Annotated in this window: 31 protein-coding genes; 12 read left to right on the top strand and 19 right to left on the bottom strand. The window is 71.1% G+C overall.

Features of this window, described 5'->3' with window-relative positions; genetic code table 11:
* Positions 1–133: 133 nt before the first annotated feature.
* Positions 134–421 (top strand): hypothetical protein, encoded by a 288-nt coding sequence (locus ACF09E_RS34635; protein WP_392210149.1) that lies wholly within the window; start codon positions 134–136, stop codon positions 419–421.
* Positions 418–666, top strand: coding sequence for a hypothetical protein (locus ACF09E_RS34630; protein WP_392210147.1), 249 nt, complete (start codon positions 418–420; stop codon positions 664–666). Before ACF09E_RS34635 ends, ACF09E_RS34630 begins: the two co-directional genes overlap by 4 nt.
* Positions 667–706: 40 nt before the next feature.
* Here ACF09E_RS34630 and ACF09E_RS34625 read toward each other — a convergent pair whose 3' ends face one another.
* Positions 707–946, bottom strand: coding sequence for a hypothetical protein (locus ACF09E_RS34625; RefSeq protein WP_392210145.1), 240 nt, complete (start codon positions 944–946; stop codon positions 707–709).
* A gap of 908 nt (positions 947–1,854) precedes the next feature.
* Here ACF09E_RS34625 and ACF09E_RS34620 point away from each other — a divergent pair.
* Positions 1,855–2,193, top strand: coding sequence for a DUF6233 domain-containing protein (locus tag ACF09E_RS34620; protein ID WP_392210143.1), 339 nt, complete (start codon positions 1,855–1,857; stop codon positions 2,191–2,193).
* A 15-nt stretch (positions 2,194–2,208) separates the two neighbouring features.
* Here ACF09E_RS34620 and ACF09E_RS34615 read toward each other — a convergent pair whose 3' ends face one another.
* Positions 2,209–2,397 carry a hypothetical protein gene (locus ACF09E_RS34615; protein WP_392210141.1) on the bottom strand — a complete coding sequence of 63 codons (189 nt, stop codon included), beginning with the start codon at positions 2,395–2,397 and terminating at the stop codon, positions 2,209–2,211.
* Positions 2,398–2,441: 44 nt separating this feature from the next.
* Entirely contained in the window at positions 2,442–3,356 is a 915-nt protein-coding gene (locus tag ACF09E_RS34610; protein WP_392210139.1) for a Ku protein, read from the bottom strand.
* 168 nt (positions 3,357–3,524) lie between these two features.
* Between ACF09E_RS34610 and ACF09E_RS34605 the strand changes: the two genes are divergently transcribed.
* On the top strand, positions 3,525–3,854 hold the full coding sequence (locus ACF09E_RS34605) for a hypothetical protein (protein ID WP_392210137.1): 330 nt from the start codon (positions 3,525–3,527) through the stop codon (positions 3,852–3,854).
* Between the two features lie 24 nt (positions 3,855–3,878).
* On the opposite strand, the gene ACF09E_RS34600 is transcribed toward ACF09E_RS34605, so the two are convergent.
* On the bottom strand, positions 3,879–4,139 hold the full coding sequence (locus ACF09E_RS34600) for a hypothetical protein (protein WP_392210135.1): 261 nt from the start codon (positions 4,137–4,139) through the stop codon (positions 3,879–3,881).
* 305 nt (positions 4,140–4,444) lie between these two features.
* Here ACF09E_RS34600 and ACF09E_RS34595 point away from each other — a divergent pair, with 305 nt between their 5' ends.
* Entirely contained in the window at positions 4,445–5,518 is a 1,074-nt protein-coding gene (locus ACF09E_RS34595; protein ID WP_392210133.1) for an IS110 family transposase, read from the top strand.
* On the opposite strand, the gene ACF09E_RS34590 is transcribed toward ACF09E_RS34595, so the two are convergent.
* The 9 genes from ACF09E_RS34590 to ACF09E_RS34550 all read right to left on the bottom strand — a co-directional run bounded on the left by ACF09E_RS34590 (position 5,513) and on the right by ACF09E_RS34550 (position 12,187).
* On the bottom strand, positions 5,513–6,043 hold the full coding sequence (locus ACF09E_RS34590) for an SMI1/KNR4 family protein (protein ID WP_392210131.1): 531 nt from the start codon (positions 6,041–6,043) through the stop codon (positions 5,513–5,515). The genes ACF09E_RS34595 and ACF09E_RS34590 overlap by 6 nt on opposite strands.
* Positions 6,044–6,113: 70 nt before the next feature.
* Complete coding sequence (locus ACF09E_RS34585) at positions 6,114–6,275, bottom strand: hypothetical protein (protein ID WP_392210130.1); 162 nt, start codon at positions 6,273–6,275, stop codon at positions 6,114–6,116.
* A 235-nt stretch (positions 6,276–6,510) separates the two neighbouring features.
* Positions 6,511–6,948: a hypothetical protein gene (locus ACF09E_RS34580; RefSeq protein ID WP_392210128.1), complete on the bottom strand. Its 438-nt coding sequence runs from the start codon at positions 6,946–6,948 to the stop codon at positions 6,511–6,513.
* A gap of 325 nt (positions 6,949–7,273) precedes the next feature.
* A complete protein-coding gene (lexA, locus tag ACF09E_RS34575; RefSeq protein ID WP_392210126.1) occupies positions 7,274–7,960 on the bottom strand; it encodes a transcriptional repressor LexA in 687 nt (228 codons plus the stop codon).
* A 53-nt stretch (positions 7,961–8,013) separates the two neighbouring features.
* Complete coding sequence (locus ACF09E_RS34570) at positions 8,014–8,760, bottom strand: hypothetical protein (protein WP_392210124.1); 747 nt, start codon at positions 8,758–8,760, stop codon at positions 8,014–8,016.
* A complete protein-coding gene (locus tag ACF09E_RS34565; RefSeq protein WP_392210122.1) occupies positions 8,760–9,470 on the bottom strand; it encodes a hypothetical protein in 711 nt (236 codons plus the stop codon). The genes ACF09E_RS34570 and ACF09E_RS34565 overlap by 1 nt, the downstream gene beginning before the upstream one ends.
* A complete protein-coding gene (locus tag ACF09E_RS34560; RefSeq protein ID WP_392210120.1) occupies positions 9,467–10,453 on the bottom strand; it encodes a helix-turn-helix domain-containing protein in 987 nt (328 codons plus the stop codon). The genes ACF09E_RS34565 and ACF09E_RS34560 overlap by 4 nt, the downstream gene beginning before the upstream one ends.
* A 76-nt stretch (positions 10,454–10,529) precedes the next feature.
* Positions 10,530–11,303: a hypothetical protein gene (locus ACF09E_RS34555; RefSeq protein WP_392210118.1), complete on the bottom strand. Its 774-nt coding sequence runs from the start codon at positions 11,301–11,303 to the stop codon at positions 10,530–10,532.
* A gap of 569 nt (positions 11,304–11,872) precedes the next feature.
* Positions 11,873–12,187, bottom strand: coding sequence for a hypothetical protein (locus ACF09E_RS34550; RefSeq protein WP_392210116.1), 315 nt, complete (start codon positions 12,185–12,187; stop codon positions 11,873–11,875).
* Positions 12,188–12,302: 115 nt separating this feature from the next.
* Here ACF09E_RS34550 and ACF09E_RS34545 point away from each other — a divergent pair, with 115 nt between their 5' ends.
* The 3 genes from ACF09E_RS34545 to ACF09E_RS34535 all read left to right on the top strand — a co-directional run bounded on the left by ACF09E_RS34545 (position 12,303) and on the right by ACF09E_RS34535 (position 14,252).
* Positions 12,303–12,545: a hypothetical protein gene (locus ACF09E_RS34545; RefSeq protein WP_392210115.1), complete on the top strand. Its 243-nt coding sequence runs from the start codon at positions 12,303–12,305 to the stop codon at positions 12,543–12,545.
* Positions 12,542–13,528, top strand: a complete 987-nt coding sequence (locus tag ACF09E_RS34540) for a hypothetical protein (RefSeq protein ID WP_392210113.1) — start codon at positions 12,542–12,544, stop codon at positions 13,526–13,528. The genes ACF09E_RS34545 and ACF09E_RS34540 overlap by 4 nt, the downstream gene beginning before the upstream one ends.
* A gap of 496 nt (positions 13,529–14,024) precedes the next feature.
* The gene (locus tag ACF09E_RS34535; RefSeq protein WP_392210111.1) at positions 14,025–14,252 is read left to right on the top strand and encodes a hypothetical protein; all 228 of its coding nucleotides are present in this window, start codon (positions 14,025–14,027) and stop codon (positions 14,250–14,252) included.
* A 247-nt stretch (positions 14,253–14,499) separates the two neighbouring features.
* Here ACF09E_RS34535 and ACF09E_RS34530 read toward each other — a convergent pair whose 3' ends face one another.
* The 3 genes from ACF09E_RS34530 to ACF09E_RS34520 form a co-directional block, all read right to left on the bottom strand.
* Positions 14,500–16,005, bottom strand: coding sequence for a 3'-5' exonuclease (locus ACF09E_RS34530; RefSeq protein WP_392210109.1), 1,506 nt, complete (start codon positions 16,003–16,005; stop codon positions 14,500–14,502).
* Between the two features lie 227 nt (positions 16,006–16,232).
* The gene (locus tag ACF09E_RS34525) at positions 16,233–16,610 is read right to left on the bottom strand and encodes a hypothetical protein (RefSeq protein ID WP_392210107.1); all 378 of its coding nucleotides are present in this window, start codon (positions 16,608–16,610) and stop codon (positions 16,233–16,235) included.
* Between the two features lie 121 nt (positions 16,611–16,731).
* Positions 16,732–17,514, bottom strand: coding sequence for a hypothetical protein (locus ACF09E_RS34520; protein WP_392210105.1), 783 nt, complete (start codon positions 17,512–17,514; stop codon positions 16,732–16,734).
* A 584-nt stretch (positions 17,515–18,098) separates the two neighbouring features.
* Here ACF09E_RS34520 and ACF09E_RS34515 point away from each other — a divergent pair.
* The gene (locus ACF09E_RS34515; protein WP_392210103.1) at positions 18,099–18,758 is read left to right on the top strand and encodes a hypothetical protein; all 660 of its coding nucleotides are present in this window, start codon (positions 18,099–18,101) and stop codon (positions 18,756–18,758) included.
* 54 nt (positions 18,759–18,812) lie between these two features.
* On the opposite strand, the gene ACF09E_RS34510 is transcribed toward ACF09E_RS34515, so the two are convergent.
* Together ACF09E_RS34510 and ACF09E_RS34505 are read right to left on the bottom strand one after the other, a co-directional pair.
* Positions 18,813–19,925: a hypothetical protein gene (locus tag ACF09E_RS34510; RefSeq protein ID WP_392210101.1), complete on the bottom strand. Its 1,113-nt coding sequence runs from the start codon at positions 19,923–19,925 to the stop codon at positions 18,813–18,815.
* A 143-nt stretch (positions 19,926–20,068) separates the two neighbouring features.
* Positions 20,069–21,016 (bottom strand): hypothetical protein, encoded by a 948-nt coding sequence (locus ACF09E_RS34505; RefSeq protein WP_392210099.1) that lies wholly within the window; start codon positions 21,014–21,016, stop codon positions 20,069–20,071.
* Positions 21,017–21,139: 123 nt separating this feature from the next.
* Between ACF09E_RS34505 and ACF09E_RS34500 the strand changes: the two genes are divergently transcribed.
* A complete protein-coding gene (locus ACF09E_RS34500) occupies positions 21,140–21,361 on the top strand; it encodes a hypothetical protein (protein ID WP_392210097.1) in 222 nt (73 codons plus the stop codon).
* Positions 21,362–21,447: 86 nt separating this feature from the next.
* On the opposite strand, the gene ACF09E_RS34495 is transcribed toward ACF09E_RS34500, so the two are convergent.
* Entirely contained in the window at positions 21,448–22,062 is a 615-nt protein-coding gene (locus tag ACF09E_RS34495; protein ID WP_392210096.1) for an AsnC family protein, read from the bottom strand.
* Between the two features lie 262 nt (positions 22,063–22,324).
* On the opposite strand from ACF09E_RS34495, the gene ACF09E_RS34490 reads away from it, so the two are divergent.
* Complete coding sequence (locus tag ACF09E_RS34490) at positions 22,325–22,807, top strand: hypothetical protein (RefSeq protein WP_392210094.1); 483 nt, start codon at positions 22,325–22,327, stop codon at positions 22,805–22,807.
* The gene (locus tag ACF09E_RS34485; RefSeq protein WP_392210092.1) at positions 22,804–23,142 is read left to right on the top strand and encodes a hypothetical protein; all 339 of its coding nucleotides are present in this window, start codon (positions 22,804–22,806) and stop codon (positions 23,140–23,142) included. Before ACF09E_RS34490 ends, ACF09E_RS34485 begins: the two co-directional genes overlap by 4 nt.
* Positions 23,143–23,208 lie beyond the last annotated feature (66 nt).

The following is a 23,208-nucleotide window of genomic DNA, read 5'->3' as shown; positions in this document are numbered from 1 at the left end:
AATCGCCTTCACTGAGACCGAGCGGCCGGTAACCCTGCTGGGCGGCCGGTCCCGGGAGAAGGTGATGCCTGCCCTGCCGGCGGGTGGCGGCGTACGCTGGCACTGACAGGAATGGCCGCTCGGGGAGGTTGCAGTGACGGCACGTGAGACATGGACGGTCGACGGGCTGCATCACGCGCTGCCGAACTCCGCCTCGCGCCAGCAGCTCCTCGCCGACGTCCATCTGACGCCGGTTGCCGAGCTCCCCGCGGTTCTCGACCGCTGGGCGGCCGCCGCGGAGACGCTCCAGGCTGCCTCCGGGAGGATCGCCGCCGCGCGTGAGCAGGCAGGCAGCGGCGAGGCGGCGGAGGACCGTACGGCGGACGTCGTGCGCGATGCCGGTCACCGCGGCGACCGCGAGTCGGGGCGGGGCGCCGCGTGACGTACCGGCTCAGCTTCCCGGCCGACGTCTTCGACACGTACAAGCAGCTTCCTGACCGCGCGCGCCGTGACCTCGCGGTCTGCCTCGTCGACGCCCAGGAGGACCCGCTGGGGCACTCGGAGCCGTACGGCGAGGATGACGGCATCATCCGTACCGTGGCGCGCGGGCACGTCACGGCCGTCTTCATGGTCGGCGCCGCCACCAGCACCCTCACCGTGCTGGCCATCGCCTACGCCGGCGAGTGACGCCCGGCCACGCACGGCGGCCGGGATCGACTCGTGCAGGTCAGCGGCCGTAGGTGCTGCGGCAGAGATCGGCCGCGCCCATGGGAGCGTTGATCCGGCCCGCCTCGCGGCAGAGCTGACGCATGTCGGCCGGGGCTCCGGCGGGCTGCTGGCGTTGGACGGATGGCCGCTTCTTCTTCGGAGCCAGCACCTTGGGAGCCGTGCGCTTGGCGCGCTTTGACGGCTTCGTGACCTTCTTCGTCTTCACCGTGCCGGTGCCCTGGCGCTTCCGCAGCTGCACCCGCCGCTGCGTCACGGCCGTGCCCGGCTGGGCGCGGGGGCGGTCTGCCGGGCGCGCGGCCTTGGGGGCTGGCGTCTTCGCGGTCGTGGGGCGGGGGTCGGTCGCGGTGAGCTCCTCGCGTGGTGCGGCCGGCGCAAGTCTCGGCCACGTGGGCAGAGGGACGGGCGGGCGGTCGGCGGCGGGAGCCAGACCGGCGGGCGGGGCCGCGGGGGCTGGGGCGGGGGTGTGGGGGACGGCCACGCAGCCGCTGGTGAGGAGCGCGGCGAGGGCGAGGACGGTCATGCGGCGGGGGTGCATGGCGCCCACGCTGCCGGATTGGCCGCGGCGTCGAGGGGCGGCGCGGCCCGGGTCCACCGTGACGAGTGACGGGGCACTCGGTGGTGGACATGACCGTAGAAGCAAAACTCACCTCTTAAAGGTGACTCCCGGAGTGTCTGCCGGCGGCAGAACGTGGCGCCTGTGCCTCGTCTCGTCGGAGTTCGATCGCCGCCGGTGTTGGCGGCGTGGTCACGCCGTCCTACTGACCGGGCGGGGTGGCCGTTGAGGCTCGTCGCACTTCGCTGAGACGGGTCATCCGGCCTGGTGGTCCTCCCGGGGCGCAGTGGCCCTACACTGATTAGGGCACCTGTTCGATTACCGGTGTGGTCGTGCCGAGCCTGGCCGGGCAGGACGCGAGTCCTACCCTCCACCGCATCGGCCCCCGCCCGCCCTACCCCGAGGAAGCGCGCCATGACCACTCCTGCCCGGCCGGTGAACCTCCCGCCGCAGATGTGCCCACCCTCGCTCCTCGGGAAATGCGCGCGCTGCCACGCCGACTGCCACAGATACGGGTTCGGTGGGAACCCCCTGTGTCAGGCACACCAGCGAGAGGTGGCCGAGCTCCAGGCGAAGAAGCGCGCGGGTGCCTGATGTCCGAGCTGCCTCCCGACCTCCCAAGGCTCCGGACCCTGGAGCACTGGCTGGTGCTCTCCCTGGACCGGGTCCGGGAGCGGATAGCGGAGGTCGAGACCCGGGAAGCCGCGCTACGTCCGGTGCGGCCTCGTGCGGAGGGCCCGGGCTGGGTGCTGTCGTTCCTGCGTGAGGGCGGGCGACCGGTCGCGGACAGCATCCACATCGGCGACTGCCGCATGGCCGCCCCGCACCGCAGGCCGCTCAGCCGCGAGGAGGCACGGCGTGCGCTGACCTCCGGCGGGATGAGGGCGTGCGCCATCTGCCGGCCCGACTCCGAACTCGGCATCCTCGACTGACCTGCCGGTGGCCGTTCAGTCGGCGGGGAGCCGCCGGGCCAGGTCCGCGGCGAGCTGACCGGCGGCCTGTCCGCGGGGCGTGAGGTCGAGGGATTCCAGCAGCCGCATGTACCCGACCGCGTCCCGGGCCTCCGCCGCCGTCAGCAGGGGCAGGCGAGCATCGTCCGCGTAGTCGCCGGTCACAGCCGGTCCGTCAGTCTCCACGCGAGGACCAACCCGCGTGGAGGCCTCCAGGACACGATCGGCGGTCAGGCGCTCTTCCGGCGGGTCGTCTTCTTCGCCGCGGTCTTCTTGGCTGCGGCCTTCTTCGCGGGCGTCTTCTTCTTCGGCTTCGCGGGCATCTCGTGCACGGTCGCCTCGCCCCCGCTGGTCTCGCCGCGGGACTCCTTCGCCTTCGCCACCGACGCCTCCAGCGCGGCCATGAGGTCGACGACCGGCGACGCCGCCTTCTCCTCGCCCTCCGCAGGCTTCGGCGCCCGGTGCTCGGCCTTCGCATCGATGACCTCGTGCAGCGCCACGGTGTACTGGTCGGAGACGTCCAGGTCGGCGAGCGAGGCGACGGTCATCGTCTCCAGCAGCGTCAGTGCACCCTCGATCTCCTCGTCGGTCAGCTCGACCTCGGGCGGGGTGACCTCTGCGGAGGAGCGGATCTCGTCCGCCCAGTGCAGCCCGGACAGGAGCAGCGCGTCCTCCAGAGGCCGGAGCAGCCCGAGACGCTCGCGGCCGCGGAGCGCGAACTTGGCGACGGCCACCTTCTCGTTCCGCTCCAAAGCCTTGCGCAGCAGCACGTAGGGCTTCGAGGCGACGGCGCCGTCGGGGGTGATGTAGTACGAGCCCGCGCCGTACTGGACGGCGTCGACGTCGCCGGCCGGGACGAACGCCACGATCTCGATGGCCCGCGCGGTGGGGAGCGGCATGTCTTTCAGGTCCTGATCGGTGATCGGGATGATGTGGTCCTTGCGGTCCTCGTAGCCCTTGCCGATCTCGTCCTCGCGGAGCTCCTGGCCGTCGATCTCGCAGGTCTTGCGGTACCGGATCCGGCCGCCGTCCTCCGTGTGCACCTGCCGCAGGGACACGTCATGCCGCTCGGTGGCGTTCTCCAGCTTGCAGGGCACGGTCACGAGCCCGAAGGAAATGGCGCCGGACCAGAGCGGACGGGGCATGCGGTACTCCTCCACGACCCCCCTTGGGCGTGCCCCCAGGCTATGCAGGCCCCGTCCGTGATCGCACCTCTCGGCGGCCGAACGGCGATGGGCGGTTGACGGCGGTGTGGTGGCCACGATCAGGGACGCCGTACGGTGACCCCCAGGTCACCGTACGAGAGGACGTCCATGCCTTCTAGCAGCCGGAGGAAGCGCAAGCCACTCGGGTACGACCTCTTCGACGAGCCCTACTACAAGGACCCCTACGCGCCGCCTCCGCCCCCGTCACTGCCCGTCTTCACGCCCGAGACCCTTCCCTATTACCTGCGTACGTGGCGGCAGATCAAGGAGGAAGGGCTGGAGGGCTCAGGGCGGGCCGAAGGGCTGCTGTCCTGGACGCCGAGAGGCTCGATCGGCTCGCGGGAAGCCCTGGTGTGGGACATCCGCAAGGCCACCGTCCCGCTGCCGCGTGAGCCTGACCTGCTGGAACTGTGCGAGCAGGAGCCGGAGCAGGACTGAGGACGGTTCCGTTCGGCCTCAGGTCTATCCGGTGACGTGGACACGGAGCTCGTAGCGGGCGCCGGTGCTGATCGCGCGGGCCTGCTCGACGAGGTCGGCGCCGGTGAAGCCCAGGAGGGCGGCGTCGGCGGCCGCCCGGAGCAGGGGGACGATCTCGGCGACCGGCCGGCCGCGGTGCGAGACGGCGAGGTCGGCGTAGGCCTGCATGTAGGGAGCGCCGTACTCGCTCGCCGGATCGCGGACCAGGTGGTCGATCTGCTCTGTGCTGACGGTGATCTCACCCATGACCCGCTCCCGTACGTCCGGCGGGCCGGAAAAAGGGGTCCCGGCCCTCGTGCTCACGACCGTATGAGCCGGGTCTGACAGTGAGGATGTAGGCGGCATCGCTCGGGGGTCTGACTCCGGGTCTGACTGACGCTTCGGCTGTCTGTGTAATGAATTGTCGGCCCCCGAGGGATGTCACCGCGTGTGCTCGCGGGTGTCCGTGACCTCATAGGAGCTTGGCCACCAGCCTCACCACTGTCTTGTCCGACTGCCCGGGCAGCACGCGCTGTTCCTGTGCCACATACGGAAGGACGGCAGAGCCGAGCATGACCTCGCCCGCGATAGCGGTGATCGGCGGAATCGACACCCACACGGACGTCCACCAAGCCGCAGTGATCGACTCAGTCGGCCGCCACCTGGACACACAGTCCTTCGAGACGAACACAGCCGGCTACGAGAAGCTGCTGGCCTGGCTTCTCGCCCAGGGTGACGTCATCGCGGTCGGAATGGAGGGCACAGGGGCCTACGGCGCCGAACTCGCCCGGTTCCTCACCGCGAACGGCATCACGGTCATCGAGGTCGACCGCCCGGACCGAAAGGCCAGGCGGGCCCACGGCAAGTCCGATCCGATCGACGCCTACGCAGCGGCCACCGCGGTCCTGTCCGGTAGGGCGAGCGGAACACCGAAGAGCCGGGACGGCATCGTGGAAGCCATCCGCGCGCTGCGCGTGGTCCGCAAGAGCGCCGTCAAGGCCAGAACGCAGACTCTCAACCAGATCCGCGCTCTGATGGTCACCGCTCCCTCCACGCTGCGGGACAAGCTCCGGGGACTGCCCACCGGCCTGCTGATCGACACCCTCGCCCGGACCCGGCCGACTGGTGACCTCGCGGACCCGGCCTGCGCGGCCAAGACCGCGCTTCGCCGCCTGGCCCGGCGCTACCAGGCCCTTCACCAGGAGATCAAAGAGGCCGACGCGGACCTCGCTCCCCTCGTGAAACGAGCCGCTCCCAGCCTCGTCGCCCTGCCCGGAGTCGGCACCGAGACGGCCGGCCAGCTGCTGATCACCGCGGGAGACAACCCCGACCGGCTCAGATCCGAAGCATCCTTCGCCCACCTGTGCGCCGCGGCCCCGGTCCCGGCCTCGTCCGGCCGCACCAACCGCCATCGCATCAACCGCGGCGGAGACCGGCACGCCAACAGCGCCCTCTACACCATCGTCCTGGTCCGCATGCAGTACGACCAGCGGACACGGGACTACGTGGCCAGACGCACGGCCGAGGGCATGTCCACCAAGGACATCATGCGGTGCCTCAAGAGGTTCGTCGCCCGCGAGATCTACAGGCACCTCACGAGCACCAGCACCCTGGGCACAGCAGGCTCGGCTGGAGCCAGATCATGACGCCGACGGGTTGCCGTCCGTGTGATCGAGGTCGAGCGGCGCGGCCGCAGTCAGCCGCTCGATGAACGCCTGGAAGTCCGCAGCCAGCGGGAGCTCCGTGTTGCCCTCCACATCGAACCAGGTCACGGACGGCTCCCCGAACTTCCCGCAGGCCCGGTAGTCGAGAGCGATCCAGCAGTGACCATCCCCGGACAGCAGAGCCAGAGGCGAAGGCAGACCCCACTCTTCAACCAAGTAGGCCGTGTCCAGCAAGGACGACTGGCCGTCGTGATGGCCGATGCCCATCATCTCGTCGAGCGGAACATGATTCTCGCTCCACGACGTCGGCACATCGGTCGGGAACGCGTTCCACGCATCCGCCACCACACCGCCGTTCTGGACCCGCAGGATCTCCAGCAACGAAGCCGGCAGACGGACACCGAGCTGACGCTCGGCGTCCTGAACGACCGCGTCGGTCAACGGCGGCTGAACCCCGTACAACCCCTCGCCCCAGAACGTCGCCTTAACCTCATCGAACCGAGCCACGAACTCATCCTATGGACTCAGCAGACCAGCTTGACGATCTATAGGAGCTTCACTGGCCCGGGCGCCCGCGCTATTTGCCGGGCTTGTCCGGGACGACCTGGACGTCGGTGACGCCGTCCTGGGCGGCCTTGCGGGCCTTGTAGTCCTCGGCGGCGGATTCGCCGTAGGTGACGGCGGAGACCTGCCGCCCGTCCCGGCCTTCCTGCGTCCACTCCAGGCGGTAACTCTTCACCGCGCACGCTCCCTCTGCTTGCTGTGGGTCGGGGTGTCCGGCGGCGGCATCGGCTTCAAGGATGGGCGCCGCCGGACACGGAAAGCCTGCCACGACGGGCTGACACCGCTCGGGGGAGGGCGCGGCCTGAGCCCCGGGCGCAGTGTCGCCCTACGCCGACACTGGGGTGCGTTGTGTCAGGCCAGGCCGACATTCCACCGCGGGTGTGTCAGGGAGACCCGACACACCTGCGGTGTCAGTGCCAGCCGGTGCAGGCCTTGAGGCGGTCGCCGGCGTTCGCGGCGCACCCGCGGACGAGGTAGCCGGGGCCGTCGTAGTGCCACCCGGTCGACTTCTGCCGGGACGCGGCGTGGGGGTTGGAGGTCCCGCCCTTCGGCACCCGCTTGAGGTGCACCCGCTTCGCGGCCCCGCCGTCCTTCCTGACCTCCATCCACACCGCGCCGCCTTCCTCGACCCAGCCCGCCGCGCGGGCATGGTCGCGGCCCTGCTTCTTCTGGATGTGCAGGTCCACCAGGGCGACGTTCCGAGCGGTGCTGCTGTAGCACTTACGGTCGCCCTCCCACCGCTCGGACGCCGGACAGGGCTTGTCCGCCGCCACCGATGTCGCCGGACCGGTCGGCAGGGCGGCCGCCGCCGCGGCGGCGAGGAGCACGCCCATGATCTTCATTCGCATGCCTGGCCAACCCGGTATGGGCGATGCCGTCACGGGGCCGGGGCTGTGATCACTCCGTCGTGGTGGGGCAAGGCCCCGACAGGCGGACCCGCCCGGTCGGCGACGAGGTGGCATGCGCGCCGATGGCCTCCCGTGGGGAGCCGGGAGGCGGGCGCGGCCCCGCCCGTGCGGGCGCGCGCGGGGCGGGGCCGGCGGCGTGACCCGCGTGGTGGGGACGGGGTTGCCGCGTGCCGTCACCCTGCCACCAGGCTGTCCGTGCACGCCAGAGGCGTGCACGAATCAGCCGATGGCATATGCGGGAGGGTTCAGCGGTGTCCGGCGGCTTCTACAGGGTGCGCAGGACGGCGACGACCTTGCCGAGGATGACCGCGTCGTCGCCTGGGATCGGCTCGTAGGCGGGATTGTGGGGCATCAGCCAGACGTGGCCGCCCTCGCGGCGCAGACGCTTCACGGTGGCCTCGCCGTCGAGCATGGCGGCGACGATGTCCCCGTGATCCGCGCTGTCGGCCTGGCGGACGGTGACCACGTCCCCGTCACAGATCGCCGCGTCGATCATGCTGTCGCCGACCACCTTCAAGGCGAACAGCCGCCCCTCGCCGACCAGCTGCCGGGGCAGCGCCAGCACGTCCTCGACCGCTTCCTCGGCGAGGATCGGGGCTCCGGCCGCAATCCGGCCGACAAGCGGGACCGCGGCCACACCGGGACCGGCCTCGGTCGGCGCCTCGGGAAAGTCCAGGGTCCAGCGGGCGCGTACACGGTAGGCGCGCGGCCGGTGCGGGTCCCGGTAGAGCACTCCCTTGCGCTCCAGGGCCATCACCTGGTGTGCGACGGACGAGGTGCTGCTGAGCTTGACCGCGGCGCCGATCTCCCGCATCGACGGCGGGTATCCCTGGCGGCTGACCTCACGCTCGATGAACTCGATGATCGCGACCTGCCGGGCTGTCAGCCCCTCGTCGTTCACGCTGGTACCGGGCGGCCGCCCGGGCCGACCTGCGGTTTCGGCAGCATGCATGGTGTACCCCCCTGGCGGGATCTTGCTTGAAGGGGACACTAACCCGCCAACCGTCACATAGGGAACACTGTTTCGATATTCGGGGCGAGGAGGGCCGGGGCGTGCCCGGTCAGGCGGGCCGTGCAGATGGCGGCGCGTACGACGCCGAGGCCCTGGATCCGTGGGCCTTGGTGGTGGCCGACGTGCCAGGCGATGCGCCCGGCGCAGCGTAGGCGGCGGTCGAGGCTGTATGGGGGGCTGAGGGCGCGGCCGAGGGCGTCGAGTGCGTCGGTCTCGGCGGGGTCGAGGTGGGCGAGGGCGGTCCGCAGGTGGCGGCGCAGAGTCAGACCGGGGTTGGGGGTGGAGTCGTCGGCGGGGGTGTCGCCGGGCAGGGGCCACAGGGCGGCGAGGGCGCGGGCGACGGGCTGGAGTGCGTCGGGGCCGTGGGCGTGTGTGAGGCGCTGGTAGAGGTGGCGGGCGGCGATCTCCGCGCCGAGCATGACCGCGCCGACGGTCCAGTTGTGGGCTTCGGGGACGGGGCTGTGCCGGTCGGGGAGCTGGAGGCGCTGGCTGCAACCCGTGGCCCGGATGACGGCGAGGAGGTCGGGCTTGCTGATCTGGTTGTCCTCGGGGGGCGGGCTCCAGGTCAGGAGGGTGCCGATCATGCCCCGGTGGCGGGGGGTGAGGACTGCGGTGGGGCCCTGGGTGTCGGGGCCGAACAGGAGGCGGGCGTAGGAGAGGTCTTCGACGTAGAACTCCCGGGCCGCCGTGCTGGCGGCTTGGGCGTCTGAGGGCCGGACGAGGGCGATCCCGTTGTGCATCAGGTCCCCGGGGTGAGGAGGGCCGGTGGCGGTGAAAGGTGCGCGGCCGTGCGTGAGGTGAGGACCGATTCGCGGACGGCGGGGAGGTCGCCGCCGCGCAGGTCCTGGGGGCGGCCGGCGGCACTGCTGCAGATCCGTGCCGTGCAGCGGAGCTGCATTTCCTGGTCCTCGCAGAACGCGCCGGCCAGGGCGCGCAGGGCCCGGATGTCGCCGGGGGTGAACAGGGGATTCATGGGGCCGCTGACCAGTCGCGCCAGGCTCATGCCGGGGTGGCCGGGGTGCTTGGGAGGCTCTTCGCCCGGCGGGGGCCACAGGATGCTGATGGCGGCGTGGAGCGGCTCCAGCCCGTAGGGGCCGTACTGGCGGGTGAGGCGCTGGTAGAGGTAGCGGGCGGCGATCTCGCCCCCGAGCATGACCACCCCGATCGGCATGATGGTGCTGCGGGGGTCTTCCCGGTACGTGCGGCCCATCGCGCGGATCACGGCCAGGCGGCGGACGTCGTCGTCGCGCCCGCCCGTGGTGTTGCTGATCAGGACGGTGCCGACGGCCGCCTGGTCCCGGTTGAACAGGGTCCGGCCGGGGCCGCTGTCGGGGACCTGGAAGAGCAGGTTGACGAGGTAGTCGGTGGTCAGGGTCCGCTCGACGAGGTCGGCGGCCGCGGCGATGTCGTCCGGGGTGACCCGGGCGCCGTGTTCGGGGCCGAAGTTCACGCCGCCCCCTCGGTGAGGGAGGGCGGGACCTGGCCGGTGGTGCGCAGGTGGTGGATGGCGTCGGCGAGTTCGCCGCAGGCCTGCCGGTGCGCGGCGTGGATCTCCTCGTCCCCGCCGGGAGCGTGGGTGGTGGTGGCCTGTCGGCGCATCTCCACCCACAGGGCCGCGAGGAAGGCGTCCGCGCCGTCGGCGACCGCGAGTGCGGTGGGCTGGCGCTCGTCCTCGGCCGTCTCCTCCGGCGTCGGCTCGCGGTTGATCATGGCCTCCACGTACTCCTCGGTGGACGCGAAGTCCTTCTCGTCGGGGAGGTCGGGCATCAGGGCCGTGGGGGCGGCGTTGGTGACGATGTACCGCGCGGTGTGCCACCACACGCGGTGGGCGGCCCTTGTGGTGCTGCTGGTGACGTCGGCGGCAAGGGCTTTGGCGCGGGCGTCGACGGCGCGGGCGAAGTCTTCGAGGACCGGGTCCCAGTTGTCGGCGATCGCGGACAGGGTGATGTTCCCGGACGGGCGGATGCGGCGCAGGGTGTCGAGACCGACGCCGGTCGTCTCGGCGACGGTGACCGGGTCCACGCCGGCGGCGAGCGCGCCGAGGAGGAAGACGTCCCGCTGGTCGGTGATCTCCTGCTGGCGCAGTGTCCAGTTCTCCAGGGCGGTCACGGCGAACTCGGCGCTTTCGAACCGGAGGGCGGGCTGGGGCTGCTCGGCTGCGGACGGCGCCGGGCGGGTCGCACCGCCGTCCTTGTGCCGCTTCACGCGCTTGTGGAGGGCCTGCGCGGTCAGGCCGACCTCGCGGGCGGCGGCGGCGACGTTCCCGCCGTGCTGGGCGATCAGCTCGTCCAGGGCGCCGCTGGCCTCGTCCTCGAACGGGGCGGCGGCCGCCGCGGCGGCGGCCTCGGACGCGGCGCGGGCGAGCTGGAAACGGCGGGCCGGATCCGGGTCGGCCGCGAGACGGGCCGCGAGGCTCAGGGGGGTGTCGGTCACGTGATGCTCCATCTGTTCGTCGTCGGGGGGAGGGGGCCCGGCCGCACGCGGCGGCCGGGCCCGGAGGCGGGGCCGGTCAGAGCCAGCCGGTCTCCTCGGAGTGGCCCGCGAACTCCCGCTCCCGGTCCTCCTCGATCTGGGTCAGCCGGCGGCGGTAGTCCTCGATCTGCTGCGCGGTCGGCCGCTCCTCGGGCACCGCGTGCGACGCGGTGAACGTCGCCTCGCCGTCCTCGCCTACACCGGTCACGGTGACGCGGAAGACGCCCACCACATCCGTCAGCGTGGGCTCGCCCACCGCCTCGCTGAGCAGAGCGTCGTAGTTGTCGCCCCGCTGGGCGGCGGCGAGGGTGCGGGCGATGACCCCGGCGGCCTTCGTCAGGTCGGTCACCTCGTCGCCGTCGACCTCGTGCGCGCCGACACGAAGGGTCTGGCCCAGGTGGGAGGCGACCTCCTCGCGGTCCCACGCGCCCTCGATCTGCCGCTCCACCACCACGCGGTAGGCGGCGTTCGGGACGCCGGGGACGTCGCTCTCGGTCCAGGCCGGGGCGTCGCCGCCGTACTCGACCATGCCGCGGACCTCGTCCTCGTAGGCGGCGTCCGCCTCCGCCCGGCCCACACTGTCGGTGACCTCGGTGCTCTCGGGCCCCTCGTAGACGACGGCCCACCGCTCCTCGCCCTCCGGTGTGCAGTACTGCCGCAGCGTGATCCGTACGCCGTCCTGCCCGTAGTGGTTGAGCGCGTAGGACGTGCGGATCGCGGCTCCGGCACGGGCCAAGGCCGCGAGCGCCTCGCGCTCCTCCTCGTCGAGGTCGGGGGTGACGGGTTCGTAGGTCGATACCAGGACTCGCATGGTGTACTCCCTGATGGATGCCGCGGCCTCGGTACGGCAGCGGCGCCAGTGTCCGGGCGGGACGGCCATCCCGCCCGGACACTCCCAAGTGAACCAGTGGTTCATGATCGACTCAACCGACGGTTCACTCTTTCGTGTCGCGAGTTTTCGGGGCGAGTTGGGGGCGCGCCTCACAAGTCGCGTACGTGTACGCGAGGCAGAAAGCCACCCGCCCGGGTGAACCGGCACGGCCCCGGAAACGACGAAACCCCAGCCATGGGGGCGGGGATCTGACAGTCGGGCGGTGCGCGGCGCGAGCGGGCTGCGGAGCGGCATCGGCGCACCGTCCGGGCTGTATGCGACCGGCCCCCTGCATGGTGGCGCAGGGGGCCGGTGGGGGCATCGGGAACGATTACCAGTCGGCTCCCTAGGCCAGTACGGAGAGTATCGACTGTGCACGCCATGCGGTGTCGCCGGAGCGGGAGTGCGCGTGAGGTTGACGCGCAGGTCGGACCATGGGTCGGCGGAGTGTGTCCCGCGTCATCGAAGCTTGAGCGCGTGTCACCGAAGGCTGATCGCTGCCGGTGCCCCTACCAGCCCATATTCTTGGCCACCTCTTCCTGGGCTGCGGCAATCTCCTCCTCGGTCGACTCGATGACGTCCACCTCCTCCAAGCGGGCCAGGAGGTCTACAAGGGCTTGCTTCTGAGCCGGGTGCGTGATCGGCACGGCGTTCAGGTCGGCGCTCATCAACCAGTCGAACAGCACGATGGCGTCCGCACGCCAGAGGCGCAGATCGACAGTCGGTGTGGACCCCCACGGGAAGCCAGTTTCCATACAGGCATCGTGCCAGGTCAGCGGGGTGTAGATGATTGCGGGCGCCTTGGCTCGCACCGCGTCGGCCAAGGTTCGATGGCACGCGCTCAACCTTCGATGGCACAGGACAACCCGGCCTCTCCACGTACGCGAGGCCGGGTGCGTCGACTGGTCGAGAAAATCGAACACGTGTTTCACTGAACGGGTGGAGCGCGACCCCTTCCCCCTCGACCTCATCCGCACCCAGACGGCGTGGACCGAGACCTACGCCGCCCTCGCCGCCGCGGGCACCGGCAGCACGACGGCCCTGCGCCGCCGCCTGCTGCGGCTCTCCGTACAGCTGTGGTGGCATCCGTACTGGGCCACGCCGTCCGTGGGACCGGCGGACCGGGTCGCGCTGCGCGAGCACGTCCACACCGGACACAGGAAAGAGGCGAGTGCAGCGTGAGCGACAGCGTGATCATGCACGTGCGGTGCCGTGCGGACATCGAGCCCGAGGAGTACCAGACCGTCCTCGACGTCCTCGCGGACTTCACCCCCCTCATCCAGCCCATCCCGCCCGGCGCAGCCCTCGCGCAGATCGGCGGTGCGCTCCGCCTCCACGACACCACGGCAGACGAGATCGCCCGGCGCGCGCGGGTGCGCTGCCTCCTGCACGGCATCGACATCCGGATCGGCGTCGCGGACACCTGGGCGACCGCCGCGACCGCCTCCGCCCACACCGGCCCCGGCGGCGTGCTGCACCTGCCCGACGCACGGGCCGTGCACGCCTTCCTCTCCCCGCTGCCCGTCGATGCCCTCTACGGCGTCGGCGCCGCCCAGGCAGCCACCTTGCGCCGCTACGGGCTGCACACCATCGGCGCCCTCGCCGCCATGTCCGAAGACGTCGTCTCGCGCATCGTCGGCGGCAAGGCCGGACGGATCCTGCGCCAGCGGGCCCGCGGACTCGACCCCCGCGCCGTGGTGCCGCTGCGCCGGCCGGAGTCGACCTCGGCCCGCCACGACTTCGAGCGGGACATGCTCGACCCCGTCGTCATCCGGGCCGCGCTCCTCGACCTCGTCGCCGAACTCGCCGAACGGCTCCGCGCCCGCGGTCAGGTCGCCCGCGGCATCACTCTGGCCGTCCGCCTCGCCGACGGGGCCCGCGTCGAACGGACACGCAAGCTCCCCACCCCGTCCGGCCACACCGAAGACCTCCGCACCGCGGTCTGGCGGAGCTGGGACGCGCTCGCCTTCCAGCGGGCCCGCGTCCGCCGACTCACCATCACCGCCGAAGAACTCACCGCCGCCGAGGACGGACCCGGCACACAGCTCTCCCTCGACCCCGAACGCGAAGCACGCCTCCGCCTCGAACCGGTCCTCGACAAGCTGAACGCCCGATGGGGACACACCGTGGTCCGGCCGGCGGGCGCCTACCGCCACGCCTCCTGACGAGGATCCGCCCACTCCTTCCCCGTTCCCGTAGGCCAGAAGTAGCGTCGCCGCATCAGGGTCGGACAACCGACCCGCACGAAGAGGGGATCACGCATGCGTGCCGACACCGGATGGGGCTCCAGCGCCGACCCGGAGTGGGGGGTCTGAGTCGCTCACGATGGAGCCCGCGCTTCACTGGGACTGTGGGCCGCAGAGCAGGAGACCGGCCCGGACGGAGGTTCGTCCGGGCCGGTCTCCTGCTCGCGAAAAGGTCTCGTAAGCTGACGACTCGTCAGCCGCAACCACAATATCTAGTGGGTGGTTGCATAGATGGCACAACATCTAGTGGAGTGCCGTCGGTGACGGACCGTCTGATCGGCTAGAGTGGTGTCCGTAATCCTCAGCGGCAGAGATGCCGGAGAGGCCCCAACGACCCATGCCCTAGGAAGCTGGTCGTGGGGCTCTCCGTCGTGACGTCGTCGAGGGAATGTCTTCTCGCAGAAGGAACCCAACGATGTCCGTCTTTGACACTACCGGAACGCCGTCCGTGTCCGGAACCTTCCCGGGCCGTCCGTCCCGTTGGCCGCGGCCCGGCATCCTCCCCGAGCTGCCGCCCGTGCAGACGCCCACGGTCATCATCATCGTGCTGTTCACGGTGGCCGTCGCCGCTGGCCAGTACGAGCTCGCGGCCGCCCTCGGCACCCTGCTCGCGGCCCCGCAGTTCGCCTCGCAGAAGGTCTGACCTTCTGCCTGAGTGGCCCCGCGCGTTCAGCGACGTGCGGGGCCACGCCATGTCCAGCGACTGCTCAGGTGTCGCCCGTTGTAGTGCGGGGAGTTCGGGGAGCTGCTGCCTGGCGGCGCCGGCGGACGCGGAAACGGCGGTGAGGGTGCACGAGGCACGCCCCCTCCGTGCAGGGCCGAGGGCGCCCACCGTGGTGGGGCGTTCCTCGAGCACCCGCTCCGAAAGGGGCGCGGGGAAAGCGGGATGCTCAGGCGTCGGCGGCCGCGAGCGTGGTCCCGGCGGGAGCCCCGAGCACGGGATCGCCCGGCGCCGCCGGCTGCGGGGTGAAGGTGCTGCCTCGGCCCTGGGCCATGCGCACCAGGACGTCGCGCGCCGCGAGCGCGTCGCCGACCGCACGGTGGCCGCCGCCGAGCCGGAGCCAGCGTGACGAGCCCAACCACTCGGCGTACGCGTTCATGAGGCAGTACCAGGACTCGGGGGGCTCCAGGTGCCCCGGCTTCTTCCCGGCCCGCCGGACGTCGCCGAGGACGACGGCGCGGTCGAAGTCCACGTTGTAGGCGCAGATGATCCTGTCCTTGGTGACCTTCCGCAGGCGCGGGAGAATCACCGCGAACGACCGGGCGTCCGCCACGTCCTTGTCGGAGATGCCGTGCACGAAGTGTGCCCCGCGCGCGATCGGCTCCGTGGGCTTTACCAACGTGTCCTGGAGTACCTTGCCCGTCGCCGCGTCCACGACGCCGAGCTCGATCGTCTGTCCGTAGAGGTCGGTGGTCTCCGTATCCAGGACGACCGCGGCGCCAGGCTCCAGTAGCTTGCGGGCCCGGCGGGTGATCCTGCCCCACGGCGGGCAGAGGGTGATCTCGTCGGCGTAGGGGCCGACGGCCGGGTCGGCGGTGAGTTCCGCGCGGACCCCCTCCTTCGTCGGGGCGCCCTCGATCCGCGCCCAGTCCAGCTCCCATCCGCCGGAGTAGGGGGAGTGCCATGCCCACACTGTCGTGCGGTGTCGGTCGGCGAGCTCCTGGCAGAAGCCCTTCACCGCGTCGGCGCGGGTGGGTGCGAGCTTGGCGTACTCACGCAGCGGGGACGGCTTGCCCCTGCCGACGCCGCGGGCGGCTTCCCAGTCCACCCCGGGCATGTCCCGCAGGTCGCGGACGTCGCCGAGCCGGTAGAGCACCACGGTGACGGTGCGGTAGCGGCCGACCTCGCGCTCGTAGGTCTCCGCCGGCGCGATCCACCCTGCTGCCTCGACGTACCGCCAATCCGCCGCCCGGATCTCCAGGACCTCGGCGGCGGCCTGCGCGGTGATGTACTGCTCTCCGTCGGCCTCGGCGGCGAGCTTGTCCAGGTCGGCGATCAGGTACCGGTCCGCCCGCCCGGTGGTGATGCGGCCTTCGCGGCCCATGCGGGCGATGTCGCTCCAGTGCCAGCCGATCCGCTCGGCTGCCTCGTCCCGGGTCAGGCTCGCCTCGAACCATGCCACCCGCTCGGCCACGATCGTGCGCAGCAGCTCGGCATCGACCGCGCGCGCGGCCTCCGTGGAGTACAGGGGCCAGCCCTTGTACCGGTCTACCTCGGCCAGGGCCTCCCGCTCGACGAGCACTTCGACGTCCAGCGCGCGAACCGGTTCGCCGGTGATTTCGGCGAGCATGTCGGCAAGCCGGTTGGCGCCCAGTGCCTCCGGCCACGTCTTCTCCTCGGGCGGCGCGGCCTGCTCGGGGACGGTCGCCTCCGCCGTCGTCGTGGTGTCCGTCATCGGTATACCTCCGGGGTCTGCGGCATCAGTGGGTGGCGCTGCCCGCGACGGGGCGGCCGCCTGCACGGTGGGGGGTGAATGGGTGGCGGGGGCCGGTGGTCCCGGGGGCCTTCGCCGGCCCCCGGACCCCCGCTCCCCCCGGCACCGCCCGGCGCGGTCAGGTCGTGGGGGGACCTGCCGTTCGCGCCGTTCGGCACCGGGGCCTGGTTCTGCGGGTGGGGGCCGTCTCAGGCCCGGGACTTCGCGCTGTCGGAGGGGGCGAGAGCGCGACGGCGGACGCCACCACGCGGGCCGAACTCCAGCACCGCGTACGGGGTGTCGGCGGGGCGAGGGTTGGCTCCGGGCTCGCCGTCGACCTCGTACAGGAAGATGACCGACTGCTCACTCCCGTAGAACTGGGCGTCGGACCTGTTCACGCCGTCCGCCCGGCGTTCGGCGTCGGTGTTGGTGGTGCCGGGCTGGCGCGGGCTGCGGGCTCGGAGCGAGGCCTCGGCGACGCGGCCGGAGGGCCACCACTCCACGGGGCGGGCGTAGACGCTGTCCCGGGGGTAGATGTCGTCCGCGATCGGCTCCCAGACGCCCCAGGTGCGTACAGCGATGCTCACGATGCCGTCCGCCCCTCGTCGTCGCCGCGTTCGGTCAGGCGACGTTCGGCGCGTCCGAGTAAGTCCATGGGCGTCAGGACCTCCGCCATGTCGGAGCCTAGGAGTCGCTTGGCTTCGGGCATCACGTGGTCTCCTTGCTGGTCAGGTCCTTGACGCTGCTACCGCGGAGGAGGCCTTCGGCGATCTCGCGCTGCGCCGCCGCGTGTCGGCGGTGCTCGACCGCGGCGGGCTCCTCGACGATGGCGAGCCGGTCGTAGACCTCGGCGCGGGCGAAGTGCCGGGCGGCCCAGACCGCGTTCTTCTCCTCGGCGGCATCCGTGCCGACGGCCTCCATCGCCGCGCGGTACGCCTTGTCGCACTCCAGGCGCAGTTCCTCGGACCGTCGTTCAAGGTGTTTGACCTCGGCGCGGCGGTCGTTGGCCTCCTGGCGAGCGGCTTCGTCGCGCAGGGAGGTCAGCACGCGGCTGATGCCGCCGGGGGCCTCTCCGGTGAGGCCTGCCAGCCACTCGTCGAGATTGCGGGCGTGCTCGGCCGGGTCGGCGGGTCCGCGGTTGATGCCGTTGCGCTGGCGGCCCGTCATCGCCCAGGCGCCGACCTTGGTGTTCCATCGCTCGTGGGCGGTCTGCTTGGAGGTGCCGGCGGCGTTGCCGATGGCGGTCCAGCTGGAGCCGAGCTCGCGCTCGACGATGACGGCCTGGTCCACGAGCCGGTCGGTGAGCCCGCGCAGGAAGAGCGCGTCGCGGAGCAGGCCGCCGGGGTCGTCGATCGGGTACCGGGCGGCGATGTCGCTCAGCGCCGCCTCGACAATCTCGTAGAGCGTGTGCGCGCGGGCGAGCATCGCCTCGTCGACCGGAGTGAGGGCGGGAGGTCGGGCCCGCTCGTCGGGTTCGTTCGTCTCATCCATGAGCGTCAGGTTAGACCTGACGATTGTCCGCGTCAGGGCTTTCCTGACTCCTTCGGCCGGATTCACCCGCCCGAGTGACCGAAACGAACGCACAGGATAATTACGGTTACCCAGTGATTTCCGTACCGATGGAGACGTCACAGGGCAGGCCGCTTGTGCGCTAACGTGTGCGCTGCGGCAGCACGCGCCTGCCAGCCTCCCGGACCGGACAGCACCCACGCCCTGGCTCCGAGGACAAGGGTCACGGACTCGCGCGGCAACTCGACTCGGTATGTGAAGACCCTGCTGCGGCATGGGCGTGGGCATGTCGCGGAAGGACGATCGTGACCCGGGATCGGAAGCGTAAACTGGCTGTTCGTGCCGTGCAGAAGGGCACAGGCCAGAGATACACCCAGGCCGCCAAGCACATCGCCTCGCCGGAACCACGACCCGGCGGATGGACGTTCCGGCTCCCTGACCTGCTGAACGAGTGCGCCACGCTCCCAGCAGCGTCTCCTGCCGACGGAGGTCGCCGCAGCTACTTCGACCCTGGACCTGAGGTCTTCCACTCCCGTGTTCTGGGGGCCGCCGTCCCCTTCGCCACCGTGCTGCAACTCGCGGGCGTGCTGGCTGGCGAGGCGCACCCTGCGGAACTCACCCTGGAGTCGCTGGACCCTCACGAGCGCGCGGTCATCGTGTACGACGAGCGTCGGTTCGCGCTCGATCTGAACTGGTCAGGCGTGGAGAGTCTTTGCCGCCGGCCTGGCTGCGACAACCAGCCGATCGACTTCCAGATTGTGGTGTGCACCGAGCATCTGCCGCAGTGCGACGTTCATGCCCTCGTCGCGATGGCCCACGACAGCGGGCGCCGCGTCGAGTCGGAAGAGGATCCAGCGCTCCTGGAAGGCCTTCCCGAGTCCGACCTTCTCGTCACTGCCGCCGTCGGGATCGGCGCCTACACCCAGGTGGTGCAAGAGTGGCTCGGCACCTGCTTCCTTCCTCTGGACGAGATCGACGACGTGCTCTGGGGCAATGAGGATCGGGCCCTGGCCATGCGGCACTCGGTGGAGCGCGAGCGGCTGAGGCTGGACCGCGTGGCGCGCAAGGAAGTGCGACGGCTCCGCGGAGAGATCCGCACGTGCCAGGCCTGCCGCACGGAGCTCCTCGGCTGGGACATGGAGACCCACCCCCTGTACTGCTCGCGGACCTGCTCGCCGGCGCACCCCCCGGCCCCGGCAGTGCCGACGGCGATGGTTCCGTTCTGACATGCGAGCGGCGCGGTGGCTTTCTGGACCGCGCCGCTCGGATATGTCACCTGGTCAGAGGCCGATGCCCTCGGTGGCGTTGTCCTCCCACTTCTCGCCCTCGTCGACGTACTCCCAGAACACCGGGGAGTTCTTCGCCCAGCCGCCCTGGGCGCGCAGCTTCTCGGGCCGCTTGCCCTTCCGGCGCCCGGTGGTGACGAGCCCTCGGCGGCCGGAGTGCCCGGTGATTCGCCGTCCGGTCAGCCCCGCGTACTTGGCGGAGCGGGTAATCGCCCGGCCGCAGCCGTCGGGGGACAGCCGTTGGGTGCCGAGGGCGCCCCACTGGCTGACCGGCAGGTAGGCGGGCCCGCCAGGGGCGGCGCCGGCGGCGAGCTTGGCCTGCTGCCACGCGATCCAGCACCGCACCGCACACGTGTCGGCACTCTCCCCGTAGGAGACGACGACATCACGGGGCGGGCGGCCCTTTACGCTGGGGACGAGGACCTCTAGGCCCTCGGCGACGACCCGGATGTCGGTATCGTCGAGCGCGCTCATCTCCTCGTTGCGGCCCGCCACGGCGAACCGCAACGTGTGCAGGGACCGGTCACGGAGCCGGGCCAGGTCCGGCACGACGAGCACCCGACGCCGCCGGGCGCCCTCCTGCGGTGCGCGCTCCAGCGGGGCGGTGTTCATCTTCCGCAGGTCGGCCGGAGTGATCGCGGCTGCCTTGCCGCGGCCGCGCTGCTGCCGCTCCTTGTCCAGCTTGAGCGGCTTGAGCGCCTGGGTGGCGGCCGCGCGGGCCGCCTTGGGCACCTCGTAGCCGCGCCGCCGGGCCTCCGAGGCAACCCCGGTGACCCGGCGCTCGATCGAGTTCGGCGCCGCCTCGACAACCTCGTCCAGCCACTTCACGAAGGCGACGTACGTGCCGACCGTGAGGGCGCTGGGCGGCAGCAGCGTGCCGGTCCGCTCAGCCAGCCAGGCATGGAACTCGCCCCACAGGGCCCAGTCCCGGGCGTATCCCGTCTTCGTCTTCTGCGGTCTGGCCTCGTGCAGGTCCTCGGCCGCCTTCGTGTCCAGCGCGGCCAGGATCGCCGCTGCCGGGTCGTGCACAACGATCTCGTGGCCGCCGGAGCGCGCGTCGTCCGAGTCGACCAGCTCGGCGTCCACCCACTCCACCGGCTCCAGCACAGACCCGGCCGGCTCCAACCTCAGGTTGGTCGGGGTTGTCTCGGGGCGGAGTCCCGGTCTGCCGTCGTCGAGCTCTGTGCAGTGGCTGCCGAAGCCCTGCGACGTATCGGTGGGTGAGACCTGGTACCGCCTCGGTGTTGAGCTCACGCGGAGATTCCGATCCGGCTGAACCTGTTGCGTACCTGCTCCAGCTTCTGGCGGACATCCTCGCGAGTGGCACGCCTTGCTTCCGGGTCCTGGTCGTCGTCCGCCATGGCGAGGCGGACCAGCCACTCGCGAAGTTCCTCTTCGATGCGAAGTCCCGTTTTGCGGTCCTTGGCGGGGAGAGGGTGGGTTCTGTCGTGCAGACGGCTCTGGAGCTGGACGAGAAGACGCGTGATCCGCTGGCGTACCTCGGCGGCCTCGCGCAGGTTCTTGAACGCCATGAGTTCATCCACCATCGCGGCCTGCTCCTGACGAGCCAGGGCCCGGTCTAGCCCGTCCTGGGCGCGGGCCAGTTCGGTGGTGGCCTCCTTTACGCGCAGATGAGCCAGCCGCACGGCTTCCATCGCCTCGGGAACGGAGACCGTCTCCGGCTCTCCCCCCCAGGGCCGTGTGCGCCGGTGACCGGGAGGGGCAGTCCGCCAGGGCGGTGCCACTGAAGGCGAGGCGAGGCGCAGTGCAGCGGCATGGTCTGCCGCCAGGTGCGGGTCGTCCGCGAGGCGCTCGACCGTCATCTCGCTGTGCGCGTTCAGCCAGAGGCGTTGGAACCTCTCGTGCTCTTCGCTGCTCGCGCGGATCTGTGTGACCCTCCTCCCGGATCCCTGACGAGACACGGATTCGAGGAGGGAGGGGATCTGGCGCACGGTTGCGCAGGCGTCCAGCAGGTCCTCCATCGTGGACCAGCTCGGCACGCGCCTGCCGGCCAGAACGTGGAACAGCGTCGATCGAGCAGTCCCGTTCGTGAGCTCGGCCAGCGTCCCGGCGGGCGTACCGGCGGGCAGGCTGGCGTGAATCAAGTCGCGCAGGGCGACTGCGAGTTCTCGTCTGTGCGGCCCCACATCTTCGGCAATCGCCTTCATCCTGCGGCCCCGACGGTTCCCCTGGGACACCTAGCTCTCCTTTCTGACCTGCACGTTGGGAAAGTCTCAGATTGTCTCGTACTCTTGAGACAATAATGCGGCAGTGTGTGTGCCCGGCTGTCGTCCCGTCACTTCGCCTGCCCGGGAGTGTTCATGCTTACTGTTGCCGCTGCCGCTGACTCCAGTGGGCCGTACGTGACCATCGCGGTCCTGCTGGCCGCTCTGGTGGCCGTCGCCGTCTACTTCGGTGTCCAGCAGCCTGCGCCGCACGGGCTGGGCGTCGGGTTCTGGCCCGCGGTGATCACCGCGGGCTCGGCGGCCGCGGGCACCTACTTCCTCGCGGAGGCCATCATGAAGAACATGGGCCTGCTGTAGGGCGCGCCCCTGTACGCGTATCGAGCGCTGGGACCCGGACGACCGGCCGGGTCCCAGCGCTTTCCCGTGCTTCCGAGCGTGGGTTCTCACGGCGTCTCGGTCGTGTCGTCGGCGGTGAGGTGGCGGGCCAGCCGTTGGTGCGCGGCCTGCTTCGAGACACCGAGGGCGGCGCCGATGTCGCTCCAGGTCGCGTCGCGCTGGTAGGCGGTGTCGGCCGCGCGGCGGGCGGCGGCCTCGGTGAGACGGTCCAGGCGGGCCACCGCGGTCAGCGTGGCGAGGGGGCGCTGGCCGGTCAGCTCGGCGAGCCGGGTGCGGACCTGGTCGAGGAGGTCGGTGACGTCGCCGGGCACCGTGGTGGCCTCGGCCGGAGTGACGTGCGTGTTCCACCATTCGGCATAGGGACCGGAGGAGTTGTCGCCCTCGGTGAGCTCGAAGTCCGCCTCGAAGTCGACGGGGAAGACCGTCGTGCCGCGCCAGTCGGAGCGCGGCTGGTCGCTGCCGAGGTAGCAGTCGCATGCGGCCCGCACGCCGGCCGCGCGCGGCCGTCCGTCACGGCCGTCGAAGCACCACCAGGCGGAGTTGCCGGAGGGATTGTCCGCCGCGGTGGCATCGCGGCCGTCGGCGAGGACGGCCACGGCGTACCCCTCGTGCCGGCCGTCATCGGTGGCCCAGCCCATCGTCCTGATTCCTCCCTTGCCCATGCCGTCAAGAAACCTTGACGACATGGGAGAAGATCCCACACCCGCCGATGCGCCGTCAAGAACCCTTGACGTTTCCGCGGTGCCCGTTTTATCGCCTCGGATATTGCACCTTATCCGAGGCGAGACGAGCCGGTCCGCCGAATCACTCGATCGAGTGCAGAACTCGGCCATTGTTCTCCCCGGTCTAGACGGCACGGCATCGCGGCGGGCATCCTGCATGGAGACCGGGGAGAACCGGTCGAGAATCTGACGGAGGGATCTCGTGGAGATCATCATCAAGGGCGCGAGCGAGGAGTTCGCCGAGAAGCTCGTCGCGCTCGCCGCCCAGCACCACGCCGAGCTGTCGATCAGCACCGTCCGTCCCGGCTGGACCGTGGACCGCGCCGAGCGCTACCTCCGCGACCTCACCGCCGGCTCGCGACGGATGGCGGAGATGGTCATCGTCGACGGCGACGGCTACATCGAGGCCGACCACCTCCGCCGTGTGCTCAACGCGCTCAACGGCCCGTCCAACGGCTTGAAGCGAGCCGTCGACCGCGGTGTGCGCAAGGGGTGGTGGCCGGAGGGCACCCCGCAGCCCGTCACCCCCGTCTCCGACCCCAACAACCCGTCCTGGCACCAGAACATCGCCTACCAGATGGACAGGGAGCTCGTCCCCGTCTTCCGCGAGGCGCTGACCCGGATCGCGAAGGGCGGCGGTTCACTCCCGGCCGACGACCAGGACGGGGAGGACAAGAAGCCGTGACCACCCGCATCCCCCGCCACGCCAAGCGGGTCTTCTACGCCACCGAGAGCACCACCCGGACGAAGCCGGACGGAGAGGTCATCCGGGTTGCCGGTCGCGATCAGCGATCCACCACCTTCCGAGAGGCCCGGGACTTCCTGGACGACCTCGGCGCCGCCGGCGGCGTCACCGTCTGGACCGCGCGCAGCCAGCAGACCCACGTCTACGCCGACCGCCGCGCGGACGGCACCTGGGTGTCCCTGGACCGGCTGACCGGAACGTGGGTGCCGCTTCCCGCAGCCGCCGATCCGAGCAACTCCCCCACCACCACGCCGACCAGCGAGGAGAAGCGCTGATGCCCGACTCCCAGTTACTCACTCCCGAACAGCGCCTCGTCTCCGCGAAGCGAGACCTCGGCCTGC

Origin of the sequence: Streptomyces sp. NPDC014891 (assembly GCF_043081085.1) — a bacterium.
Classification (GTDB): Bacteria; Actinomycetota; Actinomycetes; order Streptomycetales; family Streptomycetaceae; genus Streptomyces.
The sequence above is the reverse complement of the archived record's forward strand: the minus strand, read 5'-3'. Positions and strand labels throughout refer to the sequence as shown.

Coding starts and splice junctions, on each gene's coding strand:
- ACF09E_RS34620 (WP_392210143.1), top strand. CDS start 1,855: ATGTCCGAGCTGCCTCCCGACCTCCCAAGGCTCCGGACCCTGGAGCAC.
- ACF09E_RS34610 (WP_392210139.1), bottom strand. CDS start 3,356: ATGCCCCGTCCGCTCTGGTCCGGCGCCATTTCCTTCGGGCTCGTGACC.
- ACF09E_RS34605 (WP_392210137.1), top strand. CDS start 3,525: ATGCCTTCTAGCAGCCGGAGGAAGCGCAAGCCACTCGGGTACGACCTC.
- ACF09E_RS34600 (WP_392210135.1), bottom strand. CDS start 4,139: ATGGGTGAGATCACCGTCAGCACAGAGCAGATCGACCACCTGGTCCGC.
- ACF09E_RS34595 (WP_392210133.1), top strand. CDS start 4,445: ATGACCTCGCCCGCGATAGCGGTGATCGGCGGAATCGACACCCACACG.
- ACF09E_RS34580 (WP_392210128.1), bottom strand. CDS start 6,948: ATGCGAATGAAGATCATGGGCGTGCTCCTCGCCGCCGCGGCGGCGGCC.
- lexA (WP_392210126.1), bottom strand. CDS start 7,960: ATGCATGCTGCCGAAACCGCAGGTCGGCCCGGGCGGCCGCCCGGTACC.
- ACF09E_RS34570 (WP_392210124.1), bottom strand. CDS start 8,760: ATGCACAACGGGATCGCCCTCGTCCGGCCCTCAGACGCCCAAGCCGCC.
- ACF09E_RS34555 (WP_392210118.1), bottom strand. CDS start 11,303: ATGCGAGTCCTGGTATCGACCTACGAACCCGTCACCCCCGACCTCGAC.
- ACF09E_RS34535 (WP_392210111.1), top strand. CDS start 14,025: ATGTCCGTCTTTGACACTACCGGAACGCCGTCCGTGTCCGGAACCTTC.
- ACF09E_RS34530 (WP_392210109.1), bottom strand. CDS start 16,005: ATGACGGACACCACGACGACGGCGGAGGCGACCGTCCCCGAGCAGGCC.
- ACF09E_RS34520 (WP_392210105.1), bottom strand. CDS start 17,514: ATGGATGAGACGAACGAACCCGACGAGCGGGCCCGACCTCCCGCCCTC.
- ACF09E_RS34500 (WP_392210097.1), top strand. CDS start 21,140: ATGCTTACTGTTGCCGCTGCCGCTGACTCCAGTGGGCCGTACGTGACC.
- ACF09E_RS34495 (WP_392210096.1), bottom strand. CDS start 22,062: ATGGGCAAGGGAGGAATCAGGACGATGGGCTGGGCCACCGATGACGGC.